This is a genomic window from Roseibium sp. R5, from assembly GCF_055755305.1.
The window spans coordinates 3,593,552-3,608,604 of the sequence record NZ_CM146910.1 but is presented as its reverse complement, the minus strand read 5'-3'; the positions used below and the strand labels follow the sequence as shown (position 1 = coordinate 3,608,604).

At 57.9% G+C, this 15,053-nt stretch carries 13 protein-coding genes; 3 read left to right on the top strand and 10 right to left on the bottom strand.

All coding sequences use genetic code 11. The features are described 5' to 3' along the window. Positions 1-11 precede the first annotated feature (11 nt). From AC0J4F_RS16950 to AC0J4F_RS16935, 4 genes are all read right to left on the bottom strand, one after another. A complete protein-coding gene (locus AC0J4F_RS16950; protein ID WP_473026445.1) occupies positions 12-1,313 on the bottom strand; it encodes a pyruvate dehydrogenase complex dihydrolipoamide acetyltransferase in 1,302 nt (433 codons plus the stop codon). A 55-nt stretch (positions 1,314-1,368) separates the two neighbouring features. Then, entirely contained in the window at positions 1,369-2,748 is a 1,380-nt protein-coding gene (locus AC0J4F_RS16945) for a pyruvate dehydrogenase complex E1 component subunit beta (protein WP_473024104.1), read from the bottom strand. Between the two features lie 14 nt (positions 2,749-2,762). Continuing rightward, on the bottom strand, positions 2,763-3,800 hold the full coding sequence (gene pdhA / locus AC0J4F_RS16940; protein ID WP_209175528.1) for a pyruvate dehydrogenase (acetyl-transferring) E1 component subunit alpha: 1,038 nt from the start codon (positions 3,798-3,800) through the stop codon (positions 2,763-2,765). Between the two features lie 179 nt (positions 3,801-3,979). Beyond that, positions 3,980-4,315: an FtsB family cell division protein gene (locus AC0J4F_RS16935; protein WP_473024103.1), complete on the bottom strand. Its 336-nt coding sequence runs from the start codon at positions 4,313-4,315 to the stop codon at positions 3,980-3,982. Between the two features lie 125 nt (positions 4,316-4,440). On the opposite strand from AC0J4F_RS16935, the gene AC0J4F_RS16930 reads away from it, so the two are divergent. Next, positions 4,441-5,097 carry a protein-L-isoaspartate(D-aspartate) O-methyltransferase gene (locus AC0J4F_RS16930; RefSeq protein ID WP_473024102.1) on the top strand — a complete coding sequence of 219 codons (657 nt, stop codon included), beginning with the start codon at positions 4,441-4,443 and terminating at the stop codon, positions 5,095-5,097. Positions 5,098-5,122: 25 nt separating this feature from the next. Here the strand turns inward: AC0J4F_RS16930 and AC0J4F_RS16925 are convergent, their stop codons facing one another. The 3 genes from AC0J4F_RS16925 to AC0J4F_RS16915 all read right to left on the bottom strand — a co-directional run bounded on the left by AC0J4F_RS16925 (position 5,123) and on the right by AC0J4F_RS16915 (position 9,567). Next, positions 5,123-5,653, bottom strand: coding sequence for a DUF2867 domain-containing protein (locus AC0J4F_RS16925; protein ID WP_473024101.1), 531 nt, complete (start codon positions 5,651-5,653; stop codon positions 5,123-5,125). Between the two features lie 91 nt (positions 5,654-5,744). Beyond that, entirely contained in the window at positions 5,745-9,230 is a 3,486-nt protein-coding gene (gene mfd, locus AC0J4F_RS16920) for a transcription-repair coupling factor (protein ID WP_473024100.1), read from the bottom strand. A gap of 19 nt (positions 9,231-9,249) precedes the next feature. After that, positions 9,250-9,567: an FAD assembly factor SdhE gene (locus AC0J4F_RS16915; RefSeq protein WP_133947307.1), complete on the bottom strand. Its 318-nt coding sequence runs from the start codon at positions 9,565-9,567 to the stop codon at positions 9,250-9,252. A gap of 215 nt (positions 9,568-9,782) precedes the next feature. On the opposite strand from AC0J4F_RS16915, the gene recG reads away from it, so the two are divergent. Further along, entirely contained in the window at positions 9,783-11,885 is a 2,103-nt protein-coding gene (gene recG, locus AC0J4F_RS16910; protein ID WP_473026444.1) for an ATP-dependent DNA helicase RecG, read from the top strand. Here the strand turns inward: recG and AC0J4F_RS16905 are convergent. Both AC0J4F_RS16905 and AC0J4F_RS16900 read right to left on the bottom strand, forming a co-directional pair. Beyond that, complete coding sequence (locus AC0J4F_RS16905; protein ID WP_473024099.1) at positions 11,882-13,195, bottom strand: MmgE/PrpD family protein; 1,314 nt, start codon at positions 13,193-13,195, stop codon at positions 11,882-11,884. The genes recG and AC0J4F_RS16905 overlap by 4 nt on opposite strands. Before the next feature lie 120 nt (positions 13,196-13,315). Beyond that, a complete protein-coding gene (locus AC0J4F_RS16900; RefSeq protein WP_208326669.1) occupies positions 13,316-14,053 on the bottom strand; it encodes a DUF502 domain-containing protein in 738 nt (245 codons plus the stop codon). A gap of 142 nt (positions 14,054-14,195) precedes the next feature. Here AC0J4F_RS16900 and AC0J4F_RS16895 point away from each other — a divergent pair, with 142 nt between their 5' ends. After that, complete coding sequence (locus tag AC0J4F_RS16895) at positions 14,196-14,588, top strand: YbaN family protein (protein ID WP_286189874.1); 393 nt, start codon at positions 14,196-14,198, stop codon at positions 14,586-14,588. A 26-nt stretch (positions 14,589-14,614) separates the two neighbouring features. Here the strand turns inward: AC0J4F_RS16895 and AC0J4F_RS16890 are convergent, their stop codons facing one another. Next, positions 14,615-15,052, bottom strand: a complete 438-nt coding sequence (locus AC0J4F_RS16890; RefSeq protein ID WP_473024098.1) for a GNAT family acetyltransferase — start codon at positions 15,050-15,052, stop codon at positions 14,615-14,617. Between the last annotated feature and the right edge of the window lies 1 nt (position 15,053).

Sequence of the window (15,053 nt, the reverse complement as noted above, 5' to 3'; positions counted from 1 at the left end):
GAGAGCCTGTCTTAGACGAGCATGCTCATCGGGTTTTCAATGTAGCCCTTGAAGGCTGCCAGCAACTCGGCACCGAGCGCCCCGTCCACACAGCGGTGGTCGGTGGAGAGCGTCACGGTCATCACGGTTGCGATGGCCAATGCGCCGTCCTTGACGATCGGGCGCTGTTCGCCCGCACCGACAGCCAGGATGGTGGCATGCGGCGGATTGACAACAGCCGAGAAGTTCTTGACACCCATCATGCCCATATTGGACACGGCCGTCGTGCCGCCCTGGTACTCCTGAGGCTGCAGTTTCTTGGACTTCGCCCGGGCGCCCATATCCTTCATCTCGTTGGAGATGACCGACAGCGGCTTTTCTTCTGCCCGGCGAACGATCGGCGTAATCAAACCACCCGGGATCGATACGGCAACCCCTACGTCAGCGTGCTTGTGCTTGACCATGTTGTCATCGGTCCAAGACACGTTTGCGTCCGGAACGTCCCGCAGCGCCAGAGCCAGAGCCTTGATGGTCATGTCGTTGACCGACAGCTTGTAGGCAGGCTTGCCGTCCTTGTCGGTTGCAGCTGCCCCATTCAGCTGAGACCGCAGCGCCAGTAGCGCATCCAACTGACAGTCCACCGACACATAGAAATGCGGAATGGTCTGCTTGGATTCGGTCAGGCGCTTGGCAATGGTCTTGCGCATGCCGTCGTGCGGAACGAGTTCGTAGGAGCCTTCTTCGAACAGCTTCAGAACCTGATCCGAGGACGGACTTGCCGCTGGCGCAGCGGCCGCCTTCGGAGCTTCCGCAGCGGCTGGTGCAGCTGCTGCCTTGCCGGTTCCAGCTGCAACAGCTGCTTCAATGTCCTTCTTGACGATCCGGCCATGCGGGCCGGAACCCGACAGAGCCTTTAAATCAAGTCCATTGATCTGCGCTAAACGGCGCGCCAATGGCGAGGCGAAAATGCGTCCGCCGTCAGCGGCGTTTGGAGCCGGGATCGGATCCGTTGCCGCCTCAGCGCCAACCGGGATGACTTCCTTCGCCCCGGCATCTGCGGCAGGTGCCGGAGATGGCGCTGGCGCTGCAGGGGCTGCGCCACCCGAAGTGTCGATCGCGCTTGCATCTTCGCCATCTTCCAGAAGAACGGCGATCAAGTCATTGACCTTTACGCCTTCCGTTCCGGCTTCAACGACGATCTTGCCGACCGTTCCTTCGTCCACGGCTTCCACTTCCATGGTTGCCTTGTCGGTTTCGATTTCAGCGATGACGTCGCCGGCTGAAACCGTGTCGCCTTCCTTGACCAGCCACTTGGCCAGGTTGCCCTCTTCCATCGTGGGAGAGAGAGCCGGCATGGTGATGTTAATTGGCATGTCCGATTCCCCCGCCTTAGGCCGTGTAGGTTACGGCTTTGACCGCGTCGATGACTTCGGCAACGCTCGGAAGCGCCAGCTTTTCCAGATTTGCGGCATACGGCATCGGAACATCCTTACCGGTGACCCGCAGGATCGGCGCATCGAGATAATCGAACGCTTTTTCCTGAACCTGGAACGCAATCTCGGAAGACACAGAGCACATCGGGAAGGCCTCCTCGACAGTGACTACCCGTCCGGTCTTGCGAACCGAAGCAAGAACTGTGTCGATATCAAGCGGGCGGATCGTGCGGAGGTTGACCACCTCGGCCGAGATACCCATGCCCGCCAATTCTTCAGCGGCCTTCATGGTGTAGGTCATGCCAATGCCCCAGGACACCAGTGTTACGTCCGTGCCACCGCGCTCAATCTTCGCCTTGCCGATCGGCAAGACAAAATCATCCATATCCGGGATATCGAACGAGTGACCGTAAAGGATCTCGTTTTCCAGGAAGATGACCGGGTTCGGATCACGGATCGCCGCTTTAAGCAGGCCCTTGGCGTCCGCTGCCGAATACGGCTGGATCACCTTCAAGCCCGGCACATGCGCATACCACGAAGCGTAGTCTTGAGAGTGCTGCGCACCGACGCGGGCGGCAGCCCCGTTCGGCCCACGGAACACCATCGGCGCCCCCATCTGTCCACCGGACATGTAGAGCGTCTTGGCGGCAGAGTTGATGATCTGGTCAATCGCCTGCATGGCGAAGTTGAAGGTCATGAACTCTACAATCGGCTTGAGGCCCGCCATCGCCGCGCCGACACCCAAACCAGCAAAGCCGTGTTCGGTGATCGGGGTATCGATGACGCGTTTTGCGCCGAACTCGTCGAGGAGGCCTTGGGTGATCTTGTAGGCGCCCTGGTACTCGGCAACTTCCTCACCCATGACGAAAACATCGCTGTCGCGGCGCATTTCTTCGGCCATCGCATCGCGCAACGCTTCGCGGACGGTCGACGACTTCATGGACGTGCCGGCCGGGATCTCCGGATCTTCGGCAGTCTCTGGCGCCGGCGCCTGTGGGGTTGGAGCGGATGCAACGGCCGGTGACGGCGCAGCAGGTGCAGCGGCGGCCGCAGCCGGTGCAGACGCGGCAGAATCGGCGGCGCTGGCATCTTCACCCTCGCCCAGCAGGATCGCGATCTTTTCGTTCACCTTGACGTTGTCGGTGCCTTCGGCAACCAGGATCTTGCCAAGTGTGCCTTCATCCACGGCTTCCACTTCCATGGTTGCCTTGTCCGTCTCGATTTCGGCGATCACATCGCCTGCGGAAACCGTATCGCCCTCGGCCTTCAGCCACTTGGCGAGTTTTCCCTCTTCCATTGTCGGCGAAAGCGCCGGCATCAAAATGTCAATCGGCATAATGTCCCCCGGCCTTAAAGCAAAATGTCGGTGTAGAGTTCAGACGCGTCCGGCTCCGGATCGGTCTGTGCAAATTCGGCAGCTTCCGCGACGCGGGCACGGATGTCCTTGTCGATTGCTTTGAGATCGTCCTCAGTTGCCCACTTGTTGTCGAGCAAACGCTTGCGAACCTGTTCGATCGGATCGTGCTCGGTCCGCATTTTCTGAACTTCGTCCTTGGACCGGTATTTCGCCGGATCAGACATGGAGTGTCCGCGGTAGCGGTATGTCACCATTTCAAGAATGTACGGGCCTTTTCCGTCACGGCACCATTCCAGCGCCTTTTTGGAGGCTGCCATCACGGCGCGCACATCCATGCCGTCGACTTTCTCGCCCGGAATGTTGAAGGATGCGCCGCGCTGCGACAGGTCTGTCATGGAGGATGAGCGTTCAACGCTGGTGCCCATGCCGTATTTATTGTTCTCAATCACGTAAATGACCGGCAGCTTCCAGAGCTCGGCCATGTTGAAGCTCTCGTAGACCTGCCCCTGGTTGGAGGCGCCATCGCCGAAAAAGGTCATGCAGACATTACCGTTTTCACGATATTTGTTGGCAAAGCCGAGACCGGTTCCGAGCGACACCTGCGCACCGACGATCCCGTGGCCACCATAGAAGTGCTTTTCCTTGGAGAACATGTGCATGGAGCCGCCCTTGCCTTTTGACAAGCCGCCGCGGCGTCCTGTGAGCTCGGCCATAACGCCTTTCGGGTCGAGATCCATCGCCAGCATGTGACCATGATCCCGGTAGGCCGTGATCATTTGATCGCCATCGATCTTGGCCATCTGCATGCCAACGACAACCGCTTCTTGGCCGATGTAAAGGTGACAGAAACCACCGATGAGGCCCATGCCGTACAGCTGTCCGGCCTTTTCTTCAAAGCGGCGGATCAAAAGCATTTCGCGGTAGGCGTGAAGTTCCTCTTCCTTGGTGAACTCGGCGATCGCAGGTTCGGCCTTTTTGGCGGAACTGCGGGTCCGGCTGGTGCCGGCGCTGGTCTTCTTCGCTGCTGCCATTTCCCTCAACTCGGTGTGACGTTTCCCCTAAGACAGGTTACAGAAACGTATCCCGGATGAAAGGGCAATCCAACATGGCAATCTCGCAGTGCGATGAGGTGCTATATCTATGATTTATTAAAACTATTTTTTACGTAACCAAATATTGGTTAAGTCGCAGAATTCAACTGAATTTTGGTTTATTGAGCGACAGCTTGCGGTTTCAGCACGACCAGCTCATCTGGATGCACCAGATTAAGGTAGAGCCGGGCTCGCTCATCCAGCATGTCCGGGTCGAGGCTTTCCGGCCGCAGCAAACTGACGCGGGCTGCAAGTTCCTGGCGCTCGGCGACAAGAATCTGCAATTCGCCCTCAAGTTCGGCAACCTGGCGCTCGATCATGGCACGTCCGACCACACCCAATTCACCATTCATGGCATGAAAGCCGAAATAGCCAAGCGCCGCAATAGCAAGCGCAGGGGTGATCAGACGGCGCAGGAAGGATTCTTTTCGCTGACGTGTGGCTGCTCGGGGCACTCTTTGGACCTTGAACGCTAAAACTGTTGGCCTCTTCGTTCGGCTACTATGGCGATTCAGACTTAATAGAGTCTTGATGCAGTTCTTAAACTTGCAACCATCCCCGGTTCCTGAAGAATAGAACTATGAGAGACGATCACGAAGAACGCGCGACTATGGTGGATCGGCAAATTCGTTCGCGCGGCATATCTGATGCAGCGGTCCTAGCGGCTATGTCAAAAGTCCCGCGCCACCTGTTCGTGCCGTTTGAAAGCCGTAACCGCGCCTATGAGGATCGCCCGCTTCCAATCGGATTTGGGCAGACGATTTCTCAACCCTATATCGTCGCCCTAATGTGTGAGGCCTTGAGAATCGAACCGGGATCCCGCGTTCTCGATATCGGGACAGGCTCGGGATACGCAGCCGCCGTCATGGCCGAGATGGGCGCGACGGTCAAAGGTATCGAACGCAAGTCTGAGCTTGACGAGTTCGCAAAGACCAATCTGATCCGCGCAGGTTATCCGACAGTCGAAATCCATTGCGGCGACGGCACCCTTGGATATCCGCAAGAAGCGCCTTACGACGCCATCATGGTCGCAGCCGGCAGCCCGGCCTTGCCCGGCACACTCAAGAACCAGCTTACGATCGGGGGTCGGCTGGTGATCCCAATCGGTCCGTCCCGCCACCATCAACACCTGTTGCGGATCACGCGGCAGTCCGAGACGGAGTTCTCATCCGAAACTCTGGGCGATGTCACTTTCGTGCCGCTGATCGGCGAAGAAGGTTGGGAGGAAACCTCGTAGAGCATCAGCGATAAATCGCCTGCAGTCAGTGAGCCAGTGGCCGATCCAACGCGTTGTCAATGCTCTGTTTCACGAGCATCTTGTGCGCCGGCAGGATTGCCGCGAGATAGGCATAGCCGAAGAGATTGTGCCGCTTGCAGCACGTTGAAATGAAAACCTTTGGGTCTGGTTTCACCTGCCTGAAGACTGAAAGTCGGAAATCCTGATGCCAGTCGTCCTCGCCAAGAAGAATTTCGTTCTCCCGCACCTCATAGACCTTGAAGAACGCGATCCGGTCTCCCGGCCCAACTTCATTAAGCGGTTTCGGCGGTGCTTCGTTTGCCAAATCGTCTGTAGTCTTGAGGTTCACAGTTCTTGCAAGGCGGTCGCGAAGTTTCAACAAACTCTGCGCCCAAGGCATGTCGATCATGGTCATGTGCCTGGCAAAAACGCGGATATCGCACTCGATGAGATCCGGCCGTCCGGTCAAATCTCCGCTGTAGACATCCATGAAGTCTTTTGAGGCGTGATAGGCGTTAAGGTGACTGTCCAAGGGAAGGCTGGCGGCGGCACTCATCTGACGCACTCCGCTAAATGTTGTCGAGGCCGCGACCTTATCAGCTCTTCAGAAAAACACTGCGGACATAGTGCCGCAATGTCCGCGCCCGTCAAGCCGCTGCCAGGCGCGCCAGTTTGGTCAGGATCGTGGCTGTGCCCTTCAAACGCTTGTCGGTGTTTTCCCAGTCGCGGGTCAGAACCACTTTCTGGTCCGGCCTGATCTTGGCAAGCACACCCTGCTCAGCGATGTAGGACACAAGGCCTGCCGGGTTCGCAAATTCGCTGTTGCGGAAGGACACAACGACGCCTTTCGGACCAGCATCCACCTTCTCGACATTCGCCTTGCGGCACAGTCCCTTGATGTAGACGATCTTGAGGAGGTGCTGGACCTCTTCCGGCATCGGGCCAAAGCGGTCGATCAGTTCGGCGCCGAAGGCGTCGATCTCTTGCGCTTCGGTCACATCACCGAGACGCCGGTAGAGTTGTAGCCGCAGTTGCAAATCGCCAACATAATCTTCCGGGATCAGGACGGGCGTGCCGATGTTGATCTGCGGCGACCATTGCTCCTCGCCGAAATCCGCGCCGCCGTCCTTCAGCTTGGCAACTGCCTCTTCCAGCATCTGCTGATAGAGCTCGAACCCGACCTCCTTGATGTGCCCGGATTGTTCATCGCCCAAAAGATTGCCCGCTCCACGAATGTCCAGATCGTGGCTGGCCAGCTGGAACCCGGCGCCAAGCGTTTCAAGGGATTGCAACACTTTCAGGCGCCGTTCGGCGGTGGGCGTCAGCGTCTTGTTCGCCGGAACGGTAAAGAGTGCATAGGCGCGCGTTTTCGACCGGCCAACCCGACCGCGGAGCTGATAAAGCTGAGCCAACCCGAACATGTCGGCGCGGTGCACGATCAGCGTGTTTGCGGTTGGGATATCAAGACCGGATTCCACAATCGTCGTCGACAGCAAAACGTTATATTTGCCCTCATAAAAGGCGTTCATGACGTCTTCCAGCTCGCCCGGCGGCATCTGCCCGTGCGCAACGGCGACTTTCAGCTCAGGGACGGCCTCTTCCAGGAAGTCCTTGCGTTCGGCAATATCCGACAGGCGCGGACAGACATAAAAGCTCTGGCCGCCCCGGTAATGTTCCCGCAGCAAGGCTTCGCGCACCACCAGCGGATCGAACGGAGAGACGAAAGTCCGCACCGCCAGACGATCCACCGGCGGTGTTGCGATCAGCGAAAGTTCCCGCACACCGGTCAGCGCCAGCTGCAGGGTTCGCGGGATCGGTGTCGCGGACAGCGTCAGAACGTGGATGTCCGACTTCAGCTCCTTCAGCCGCTCCTTATGCTTCACCCCGAAATGCTGCTCTTCATCGATGATCAGCAGTCCAAGATCGCGGAACTGAATGGATTTTCCCAAAAGCGCATGGGTGCCAACGACGATGTCGACGGATCCGTCGGCAATGCCCTTCTTGGTCTGGGTCAACTGGCGCGTCGGTACGAGCCGGGAGGCATGGGCGACATTGATCGGCAGTCCATGAAAGCGCTCCGAAAACGTCTTGAAATGCTGCCGGGCCAGCAGCGTGGTTGGCACCACGACGGCAACCTGACGGCCGGACATGGCGGCAAGGAACGCGGCGCGCAGCGCCACTTCCGTCTTGCCGAACCCGACATCACCGCACACCAGCCGGTCCATGGGTCGTCCGGAGGCCAGATCCTCAAAGACGGAATCAATGGCGTTCAGCTGATCGTCCGTTTCCTCGTAAGGGAACTTGGTGGCAAACTCGTCGTAGACCCCTTCCGGCGTTTCCACCACCGGTGCCGTCTTGAGCGCCCGCTCCGCCGCAGTCTTGATCAACCCGTCGGCAATCTCGAGGATGCGTTTCTTGAGCTTGGCCTTGCGCGCCTGCCAAGCCCCACCACCGAGCTTGTCGAGCTGCGCTTCCTGATCCTCAGAGCCGTAGCGGGACAAGAGCTCAATGTTTTCAACCGGCAGATAGAGCTTGTCGCCGCCTGCATATTGCAGTTCAAGGCAATCATGCGGTGCGCCAATGGCCTCAACGGTCTTCAGACCGATGAAGCGTCCGATGCCGTGCTCCACATGAACTACAAGATCGCCTTCCGACAATCCGGTCGCCTCGGTGATGACATTGGCGCCCTTGGACTTGCGGCGGGACTTGCGCACAAGCCGGTCACCCAGAATGTCCTGCTCGCCGATAAACGCGATATCAGAGAGTTCGAACCCGTGCTCAATGCCCAGGACACACAGTGCAGAAGTCTTGGCAGGAAGCTTTTCCGTTTCGTCCAGCGTCTCGACATTTTGTACCGCGCCGAGACCATGATCACCGAGGATCTGACCGAGACGGTCCCGAGACCCGTCCGACCAGCAGGCGATGACAGTGCGCTTGCCACTTTTTTGAAGCTCTCGGACATGGGTCGTCAGAGCGTCAAAAATATTGACGTCACCGTCCGTCCGTTCTGCCGCAAAACTGCGTCCCTGGCGGCCGCCCAGTTCGATGACGGTCTTGCCGCTGCCCGGCGGCGGCGTGAAAGGATCAAGCGTTGCCGTCGCCCGGTCCGCAAGCGCTACCATCCATTCGTCCTGGGTGAAATACAGCTTTTCTGGTGGCACAGGCATGTAAGGCACTGTGCCGGCTCCCGAACCCATCTCGCGGGCTTCCTCGCGGGCCTTGTAGTGTTCAGCAACCTGGTCAAGCCGCTCACGCACGGCATCCGCGCTGCTGGCATCCAGCACGACCGGAGTGTCACCGATGAAATCAAACAGGGTTTCCAGCTTGTCATGAAACAACGGCAACCAGTGTTCCATGCCCGCATAACGGCGCCCGTCGCTGATGGACTGGTAGAGCACATCGTCGCGGCTCGCCGCGCCAAAACTTGCCAGATAAGAGCGGCGGAACCGGGAGATGCTTTCCTCAGACAGAACCACCTCGCTCATCGGGACGAGATCGAGGCGTTTCAGTTGTTTGGAGGTCCGCTGGGTTTCTGGATTGAAAGAGCGAATTGATTCCAGCGTATCACCGAAAAAATCAAGCCGGACAGGTTCTTCTTCACCGGGCGCAAAAAGATCGACAATACCGCCGCGCACCGCGTATTCACCGGTTTCGCGCACGGTTGGCGTGCGGGAGAATCCGTTCATCTCCAGCCATTTGGAGATCGCGGCCATATCGACTTGATTGCCTGGCGCCATGGACAAAGTCTGTTCGGCCATGAATGCCCGTTCCGGGATCCGCTGAACGGCAGCATTCAGAGTTGTAACCAGGAGAACCTTGCGCCCCTCCTCGATGCCACGCGCAAGCTGGCCAAGCGCCAGAAGACGGCGGGCACTGATCGCCGGATTGGGCGAGACACGGTCATAGGGCAGACAGTCCCAGGCCGGCAGCTGTATGATCTCGGCTGCTGGATCAAAGTACCCGAGAGCCTCGCTGATCATCGCCATGCGTGTCGCGTCGCGGGCAACAAAAACCAGCGCCAGCCCTTGGGCGGGTGTTTCTGCCAGCAAGCGCGCAAGCGCATAGCTTTCCGCACCATCGGGCACGCCAGCCAATGTCACATTGGCCTGGTCCTTCAACAGGCTGTCGAACACGAAAACCGTCCTTTTATTCTTATTTTACAAAGCCGGCCGGTCCAGCGGCTTCATGATAGGCAATGATCCGGCGGTAGAGCGGGCCGTCCCATTCTGCAGGTAATGGCTTGCGGCCCGTCATCCAGGCATAAAGATCCTGATCGTGCGCGGTCAGAAGATGCTCCAGCTCACGTAGTTCGTCTTCATTGAGTTCATCAATTTTGGCGTTCGCAAACCCGCCGAGCAGCAGATCCATTTCCTTCATGCCCCGGTGCCAGCAACGAAACAGGATCTTCTTGCGCCGCGCATCCCGGCTGCCGGTTTCATTGTCATTGGTCGCACTCGGATGATCGGACATGGAGAACCTTCGGATCTGGAACCAGAAGAAAAGACAGACGCATGGCCTATCACCTTACCGGATCGAATGAAAACTGGCGACTATATAGCGCCCAACTTGCGGGATGTCAGCGGCCAAGTTCACAGAATGTTCCAATTGTTGCACTAAAGCCAATCTTCATGGCAGAACAGGTTCCGCCCGCTTCGCCGCTGTCTGACAAAGGTATACCACCTTCCATGCGTCCCCCGGTCCTCGATCCGCTGTTTGCTCCCGTCTCCACGCTGCCCGGGATCGGTCCGAAGATCGCCAAATTGGTCGCAGGACTGGTCGGTGGTCAGCCGGACCGGGAGGCGACGGTTGCCGATCTGTTGTTTCACATTCCGCACAGCCTGATCGACCGGCGTCATAAACCGGGAATTGCCTATTCGGAAAACGGCGACATTGTCACGCTGGATGTCACCATCGGGCGGCATTCTGCTCCGCCGCGGCACTCCAAGGCGCCCTACCGCATATCCGCCTATGACGAGACAGGCCAGATCACCTTCGTCTTCTTCCATTCCCGTCAGGACTGGCTTCTAAAAACCTTTCCGGAAGGCGAACGGCGGATCGTGTCAGGCAAGGTAGAATGGTTCAATGACCGGCCTCAGATGGTGCATCCGGACTATTCAGTGTCTCCGGAAGAAGCCGATCAGATGCCACCGATCGAGCCGATCTATCCGCTAACCGCTGGCCTTGCCTCCAAGACGCTGCAAAAGGCCATGAAGGCAGCCGTTGAAAAGATCCCTCATTTGCCGGAGTGGCTGAATGAACCGTACCTGCACCAGACAGGCTGGCCGGACTTTGCCGAAGCGCTGAAAACCCTTCATGCCCCGAAAGAACGGCAGGATGTCGAGCCTCAATCCCCATACATGCAGCGGGTTGCCTATGACGAACTGCTCGCAAGTCAGCTTGCACTTGCGCTGGTGCGGGCCAACATGCGCACGCTCGGGGGGATTGAACGCAAACCGGACGGCAGATTGCAGGCGGCCGTCATCAACGCCCTGCCCTTTGAGCTGACCGACAGCCAGAAAGACGCGATCAAGGACATCAACGCGGACCTTGCCAAGCCCACCCGCATGCTCCGGCTTTTGCAGGGTGATGTTGGTGCCGGTAAAACCGTAGTTGCGCTGGCAACGCTCGCGCAAGTCATACAGACCGGCGCCCAGGGCGGCCTGATGGCCCCGACCGAAATCCTGGCTCGTCAGCATTTTGCGTCTATGGCCCCGATCTGCGAGAAGGCCGGGATCCGACTGGCGCTCATGACCGGCAAGGACACGCAAAAGGAACGCCGCCTGCTTCAGGAAAAGCTGGATGCGGGCGAGATCGACCTGGTTGTCGGCACACACGCCTTGTTCCAAGGCTCGGTGACGTTCAAGGACCTCGGCATGGTGGTCGTGGACGAACAGCACCGGTTCGGCGTGCACCAGCGTCTGGCGCTGTCCGCTAAGGGGCGCGGCGTCGATGTGCTGGTTATGACAGCCACCCCAATCCCGCGCACACTCGTTCTGACGTGCTTCGGCGACATGGATGTCTCCAAACTCCTCGGCAAGCCGGCCGGGCGAAAGCCCATCAAGACCGTGTCAGTCTCGCTGGACCGGCTCGATGAGATCATCGGACGCGTGGGCGCTGCGACCCGGGAGGGCCAAAAGGTCTATTGGGTGTGTCCACTCGTTGAAGAGTCTGAAAAAATCGATCTGGCGGCCGTGGAAGACCGGCACCGGGTCTTGGAACATGCGCTTGGCCAACGGGTCTCGCTGGTGCATGGGCGGATGAGCGCGGACGAAAAAGACGCGGCGATGGACGATTTCAAATCCGGCCGCACCCGGGTTCTGGTCGCAACCACCGTGATCGAGGTCGGCGTCGATGTTCCTGATGCCACGATCATTGTCATCGAACATGCCGAGCGTTTTGGTCTCGCCCAGCTTCACCAGCTGCGCGGCCGGGTCGGTCGCGGCGACAAGCCGTCCTCTTGCGTGCTGCTTTACAAAGGCCCGCTTGGGGAAACTGCCGGTGCGCGTCTCAACATCATGCGCGAGACCAACGATGGCTTCCTGATCGCGGAAGAAGACCTGCGTCTGCGCGGCGGCGGGGAAATCCTCGGCACACGTCAGTCCGGGACACCGGGTTTCCGGATTGCCCGGGCGGATGAACATGCCGATTTGATGGAAGTCGCCCGCGACGATGCGCGGCTCATTCTTGAAACGGATCCGGACCTGAAATCAAAACGCGGCGAGGCGCTGCGCTGCCTGCTCTATCTCTTCGGCCGCGATGCCGCGATCCAATTGCTGCGGGCTGGTTAGCCGGAGACAAGTCTTCCTATCTCACGCGCATTCATCTGGTCCAACTGGTCCAGGATTGACCAGATGTCAGCGCCTTCTTGACCGAGGCAAGCTTGCGCCTTGGACCGTAGTTTGCCTTCCAGGGTTTCCATTGGCAGCGGCGCTGCAAGATCGAAGGACACTTGGCGAGTCTCCCCGTTTTTAAACGTCAGAATGCCCTCGGCTTGCAAGTCAGTCAGGGTATCGTCGCCAATCACCGTCACTTTCTTAGCAAATGCTGCCAGGGCCGGATCCAGCGCCAATGCATCTGTGTACGTGCCTGGTGCGCCCGTGACGTCGCCCCTCAGGGTCATGCCGGCGAGCCAAGCATAGCTGAACTTGACCTCAAGCCCCGTGCGCGGCTGTTTGATGTCACAAACCTTCAGCCATCGCGGATTGGTTCTCAATACAAATTCAGCAATATCGTCAAAGGTCACGCCAGCGTCCTTTGCCAACAAAAGCGCTTCGATCATCGCATGCAAGCCATGACAGCAGGCGTGCAGTTTGTATTTGTTGTCTTCAAGCAGAAGCCGGTTTCCAGATCCCTGATCCCAAACCGCCTCGCTTGGCAGGTTTTCGGGATTATGCGTTTCCACAAATCCTTGCGGTCCCATCAATCCGTCGTCGCAAGATGTCATATCAAGGCGCGCAAGCTGGGCGCATTCAACACCGTTGGAGGCAGCGATCCCGGCATTGTAGGGCTTACCCATCGTGCCGAATTGCGACTTCAGCCCGGATGCCCGTGTTGCACAAAGCCCAATCGCCGCCCGCATCTGCTCTGACGACAGACCATAGAGCCGGCCAGCTGCGACCGTAGCTCCAAATGCGCCAGCAGTCGCTGTTTGATGAAAACCGAGATTGTAGTGCGCAGTTCCAAGAACCGTGCCAATGCGGATCGCGGCCTCCGCACCAATAACAAACGCTGCCAGCAAATCCGACAAGGTGGCACCAACGTCCTCGGCGCCAGCAAGTGCCGCAGGATAGATGCCGACCGACAGGTGGCCAACATGGGAAAAATGGGTGTCGTCATAATCCAGCGCGTGGCTGACAGCACCATTGATAAGCGCGGCCATTCTTGGCGGCATCTTGGAACCGCCAAATGTTGAGGCAGTTTGAACGCCCCCTTCGTTTGCACCAAACCCGCGTAGTGTTTTCGCCACCGGTTCTTCCACCCCGGACCTGCCGCAAACCAACCAATCCTGCAGGGAGAACTTCGCCAACTGGACTGCCGATGTCGGCAAATCGGCAGCAGGCTGCGCTGAGAAGGCAATCAGGTCATCGATAAAGGGCATTCGAAACTGTCCGGGAGGAACATAAAGCAGGCCCTCACCCTAGCCGAATGGCATACCTCTTGGAAAGCTTTCGGAGTATTGGCCGGTGTCTGTTCCAAACCCACCGTAGAAGCTGGCTTCCTAGACTTTCTCGACTTTTTTCAGGCGCTCTGCCTGTTTCGGATCGACCACCAGATCTTCCACATATTCGGGATAATCCGGGCTCACAAGCCCGGCCGAAATGACCAGCTTGGCCGCATCTTCAACGCTCATGTTCAATTCAATGACGTCTTCTTTGGGAACAAACAGCAAGAAACCGGATGTGGGGTTCGGCGTTGTAGGCAGGAAAACAGACACGGTATCTGCCATGTTCTTCAGCTGCGAGGAAACTTCGCCCTTGGTGTCTGTGGAGATGAACACAATCGCCCACAGACCCTTCCGTGGATATTCAATCAAGGCAGCCTTGTTGAAACTCGTCCCACGCTGATCAAGTACTGTCTGAAAGATTTGTTTTAAGCCACTGTAAATATTACGAACAAGTGGCATCCGATCGACGAGTCGCTCGCCGAAAGAGATCAAACTGCGGCCCAGGAAGTTGGCCGCCAAGAACCCCACGATCGTCAGGACAACCACTGCAACGATCAGACCGAAACCAGGTATCGAGAACGGCAGATAGGTCTCCGGATTGTAGACCCGCGGGACAAAGGGTTTGACCCAGCTGTCGACCCACTTGATGAACGTCCAGGTCAACCACAACGTGATGCCGATCGGACCGGTGATCACGAGACCTGTCAGAAAATAGTTCCGGACACGCGTTGCGGCATTGGGGCGGTGGGCTACCAAATGCTCATCATCTGCATTATGTTTGTGCTTGCTCATGAGCGGAACCTGAACATCGTTTGTGAGTTTCCATTTTGCATCCAGCCACCAGCTAGATAAGTATCTTTATCGCAGCGCGGTATCCTGCGCTTGAATTAATTTTCGGCTTTGACCGCAGTTTCTGCCGGAATCGGAGGCACGATTGCACCGCACCACGTTCATCATACTCGGACTGGCTTGCGTCGCGGTGGGCATCGTTGGGGCGTTCTTGCCGATTCTGCCCAGCACGATTTTCTTCATTCTTGCAGCCGCTTGTTTTGCAAGATCTTCCCCGAGGCTGGAAAAAAAGATCCTCGATCACCCCGTGTTTGGACCGCCGGTCATTTCCTGGCGCGAACACGGCGCCATCCCTTTGAATGCCAAGCTCTATGCCATAGCTGGAATGTGCTTCGGGTATGCTCTGTTTTATTGGGGCACTGCACCGCAACTCTGGCTCGCAGCTATAGTCGCGGTGGGTATGATCGGATGCGCGATCTATGTTGTGTCCCGTCCGTCTGGCCCAGCTCCCAAGGACCAGGGCGCGGACTCGATGTAACGCTCATCGCGAGCCATCGGCGTGCATCAGTCGTCCGGGATCAGACGTTTTCCGAAGGCTGCCGACGTTTCAAGCGCATAATCCATGTCCCCATAGAACCTGTGCACGGCGTCATTGTCTTTACGTACGAACAAATTGATCTTAGGGCAGCCAAGGCCGGTCAGATAGTCTTCGCACTGCTGCATGAGTTTGCGTCCATATCCGCCGCCTTGGTGCGCTGGATCGACACTCAAATAATAGACCGCGCCACGATGGCCATCGTAACCGGTCATCACCGAGCCAATGACTGTCTGGTCCTTGATCAACACAAACAAACGGCAGGCGTCCACACTGAGACACCGGTCAATGTCCTTGTCCGGATCATTCCAGGCGCGCACCAGACCGCATTTTTTCCAAAGCGCGATGACATCCTGGCGGTGCTGTTCTTTAAACAGGACGATGTCGGATTTATTCGCATCCGGCATG

Bases quoted from the DNA above. Each gene is read 5' to 3' on its own strand.
- AC0J4F_RS16950 (WP_473026445.1), bottom strand. From the start codon at position 1,313: ATGGAAGAGGGCAACCTGGCCAAGTGGCTGGTCAAGGAAGGCGACACG.
- AC0J4F_RS16945 (WP_473024104.1), bottom strand. From the start codon at position 2,748: ATGCCGATTGACATTTTGATGCCGGCGCTTTCGCCGACAATGGAAGAG.
- pdhA (WP_209175528.1), bottom strand. From the start codon at position 3,800: ATGGCAGCAGCGAAGAAGACCAGCGCCGGCACCAGCCGGACCCGCAGT.
- AC0J4F_RS16930 (WP_473024102.1), top strand. From the start codon at position 4,441: ATGAGAGACGATCACGAAGAACGCGCGACTATGGTGGATCGGCAAATT.
- AC0J4F_RS16925 (WP_473024101.1), bottom strand. From the start codon at position 5,653: ATGAGTGCCGCCGCCAGCCTTCCCTTGGACAGTCACCTTAACGCCTAT.
- AC0J4F_RS16915 (WP_133947307.1), bottom strand. From the start codon at position 9,567: ATGTCCGATCATCCGAGTGCGACCAATGACAATGAAACCGGCAGCCGG.
- recG (WP_473026444.1), top strand. From the start codon at position 9,783: ATGCGTCCCCCGGTCCTCGATCCGCTGTTTGCTCCCGTCTCCACGCTG.
- AC0J4F_RS16905 (WP_473024099.1), bottom strand. From the start codon at position 13,195: ATGCCCTTTATCGATGACCTGATTGCCTTCTCAGCGCAGCCTGCTGCC.
- AC0J4F_RS16900 (WP_208326669.1), bottom strand. From the start codon at position 14,053: ATGAGCAAGCACAAACATAATGCAGATGATGAGCATTTGGTAGCCCAC.
- AC0J4F_RS16890 (WP_473024098.1), bottom strand. From the start codon at position 15,052: ATGCCGGATGCGAATAAATCCGACATCGTCCTGTTTAAAGAACAGCAC.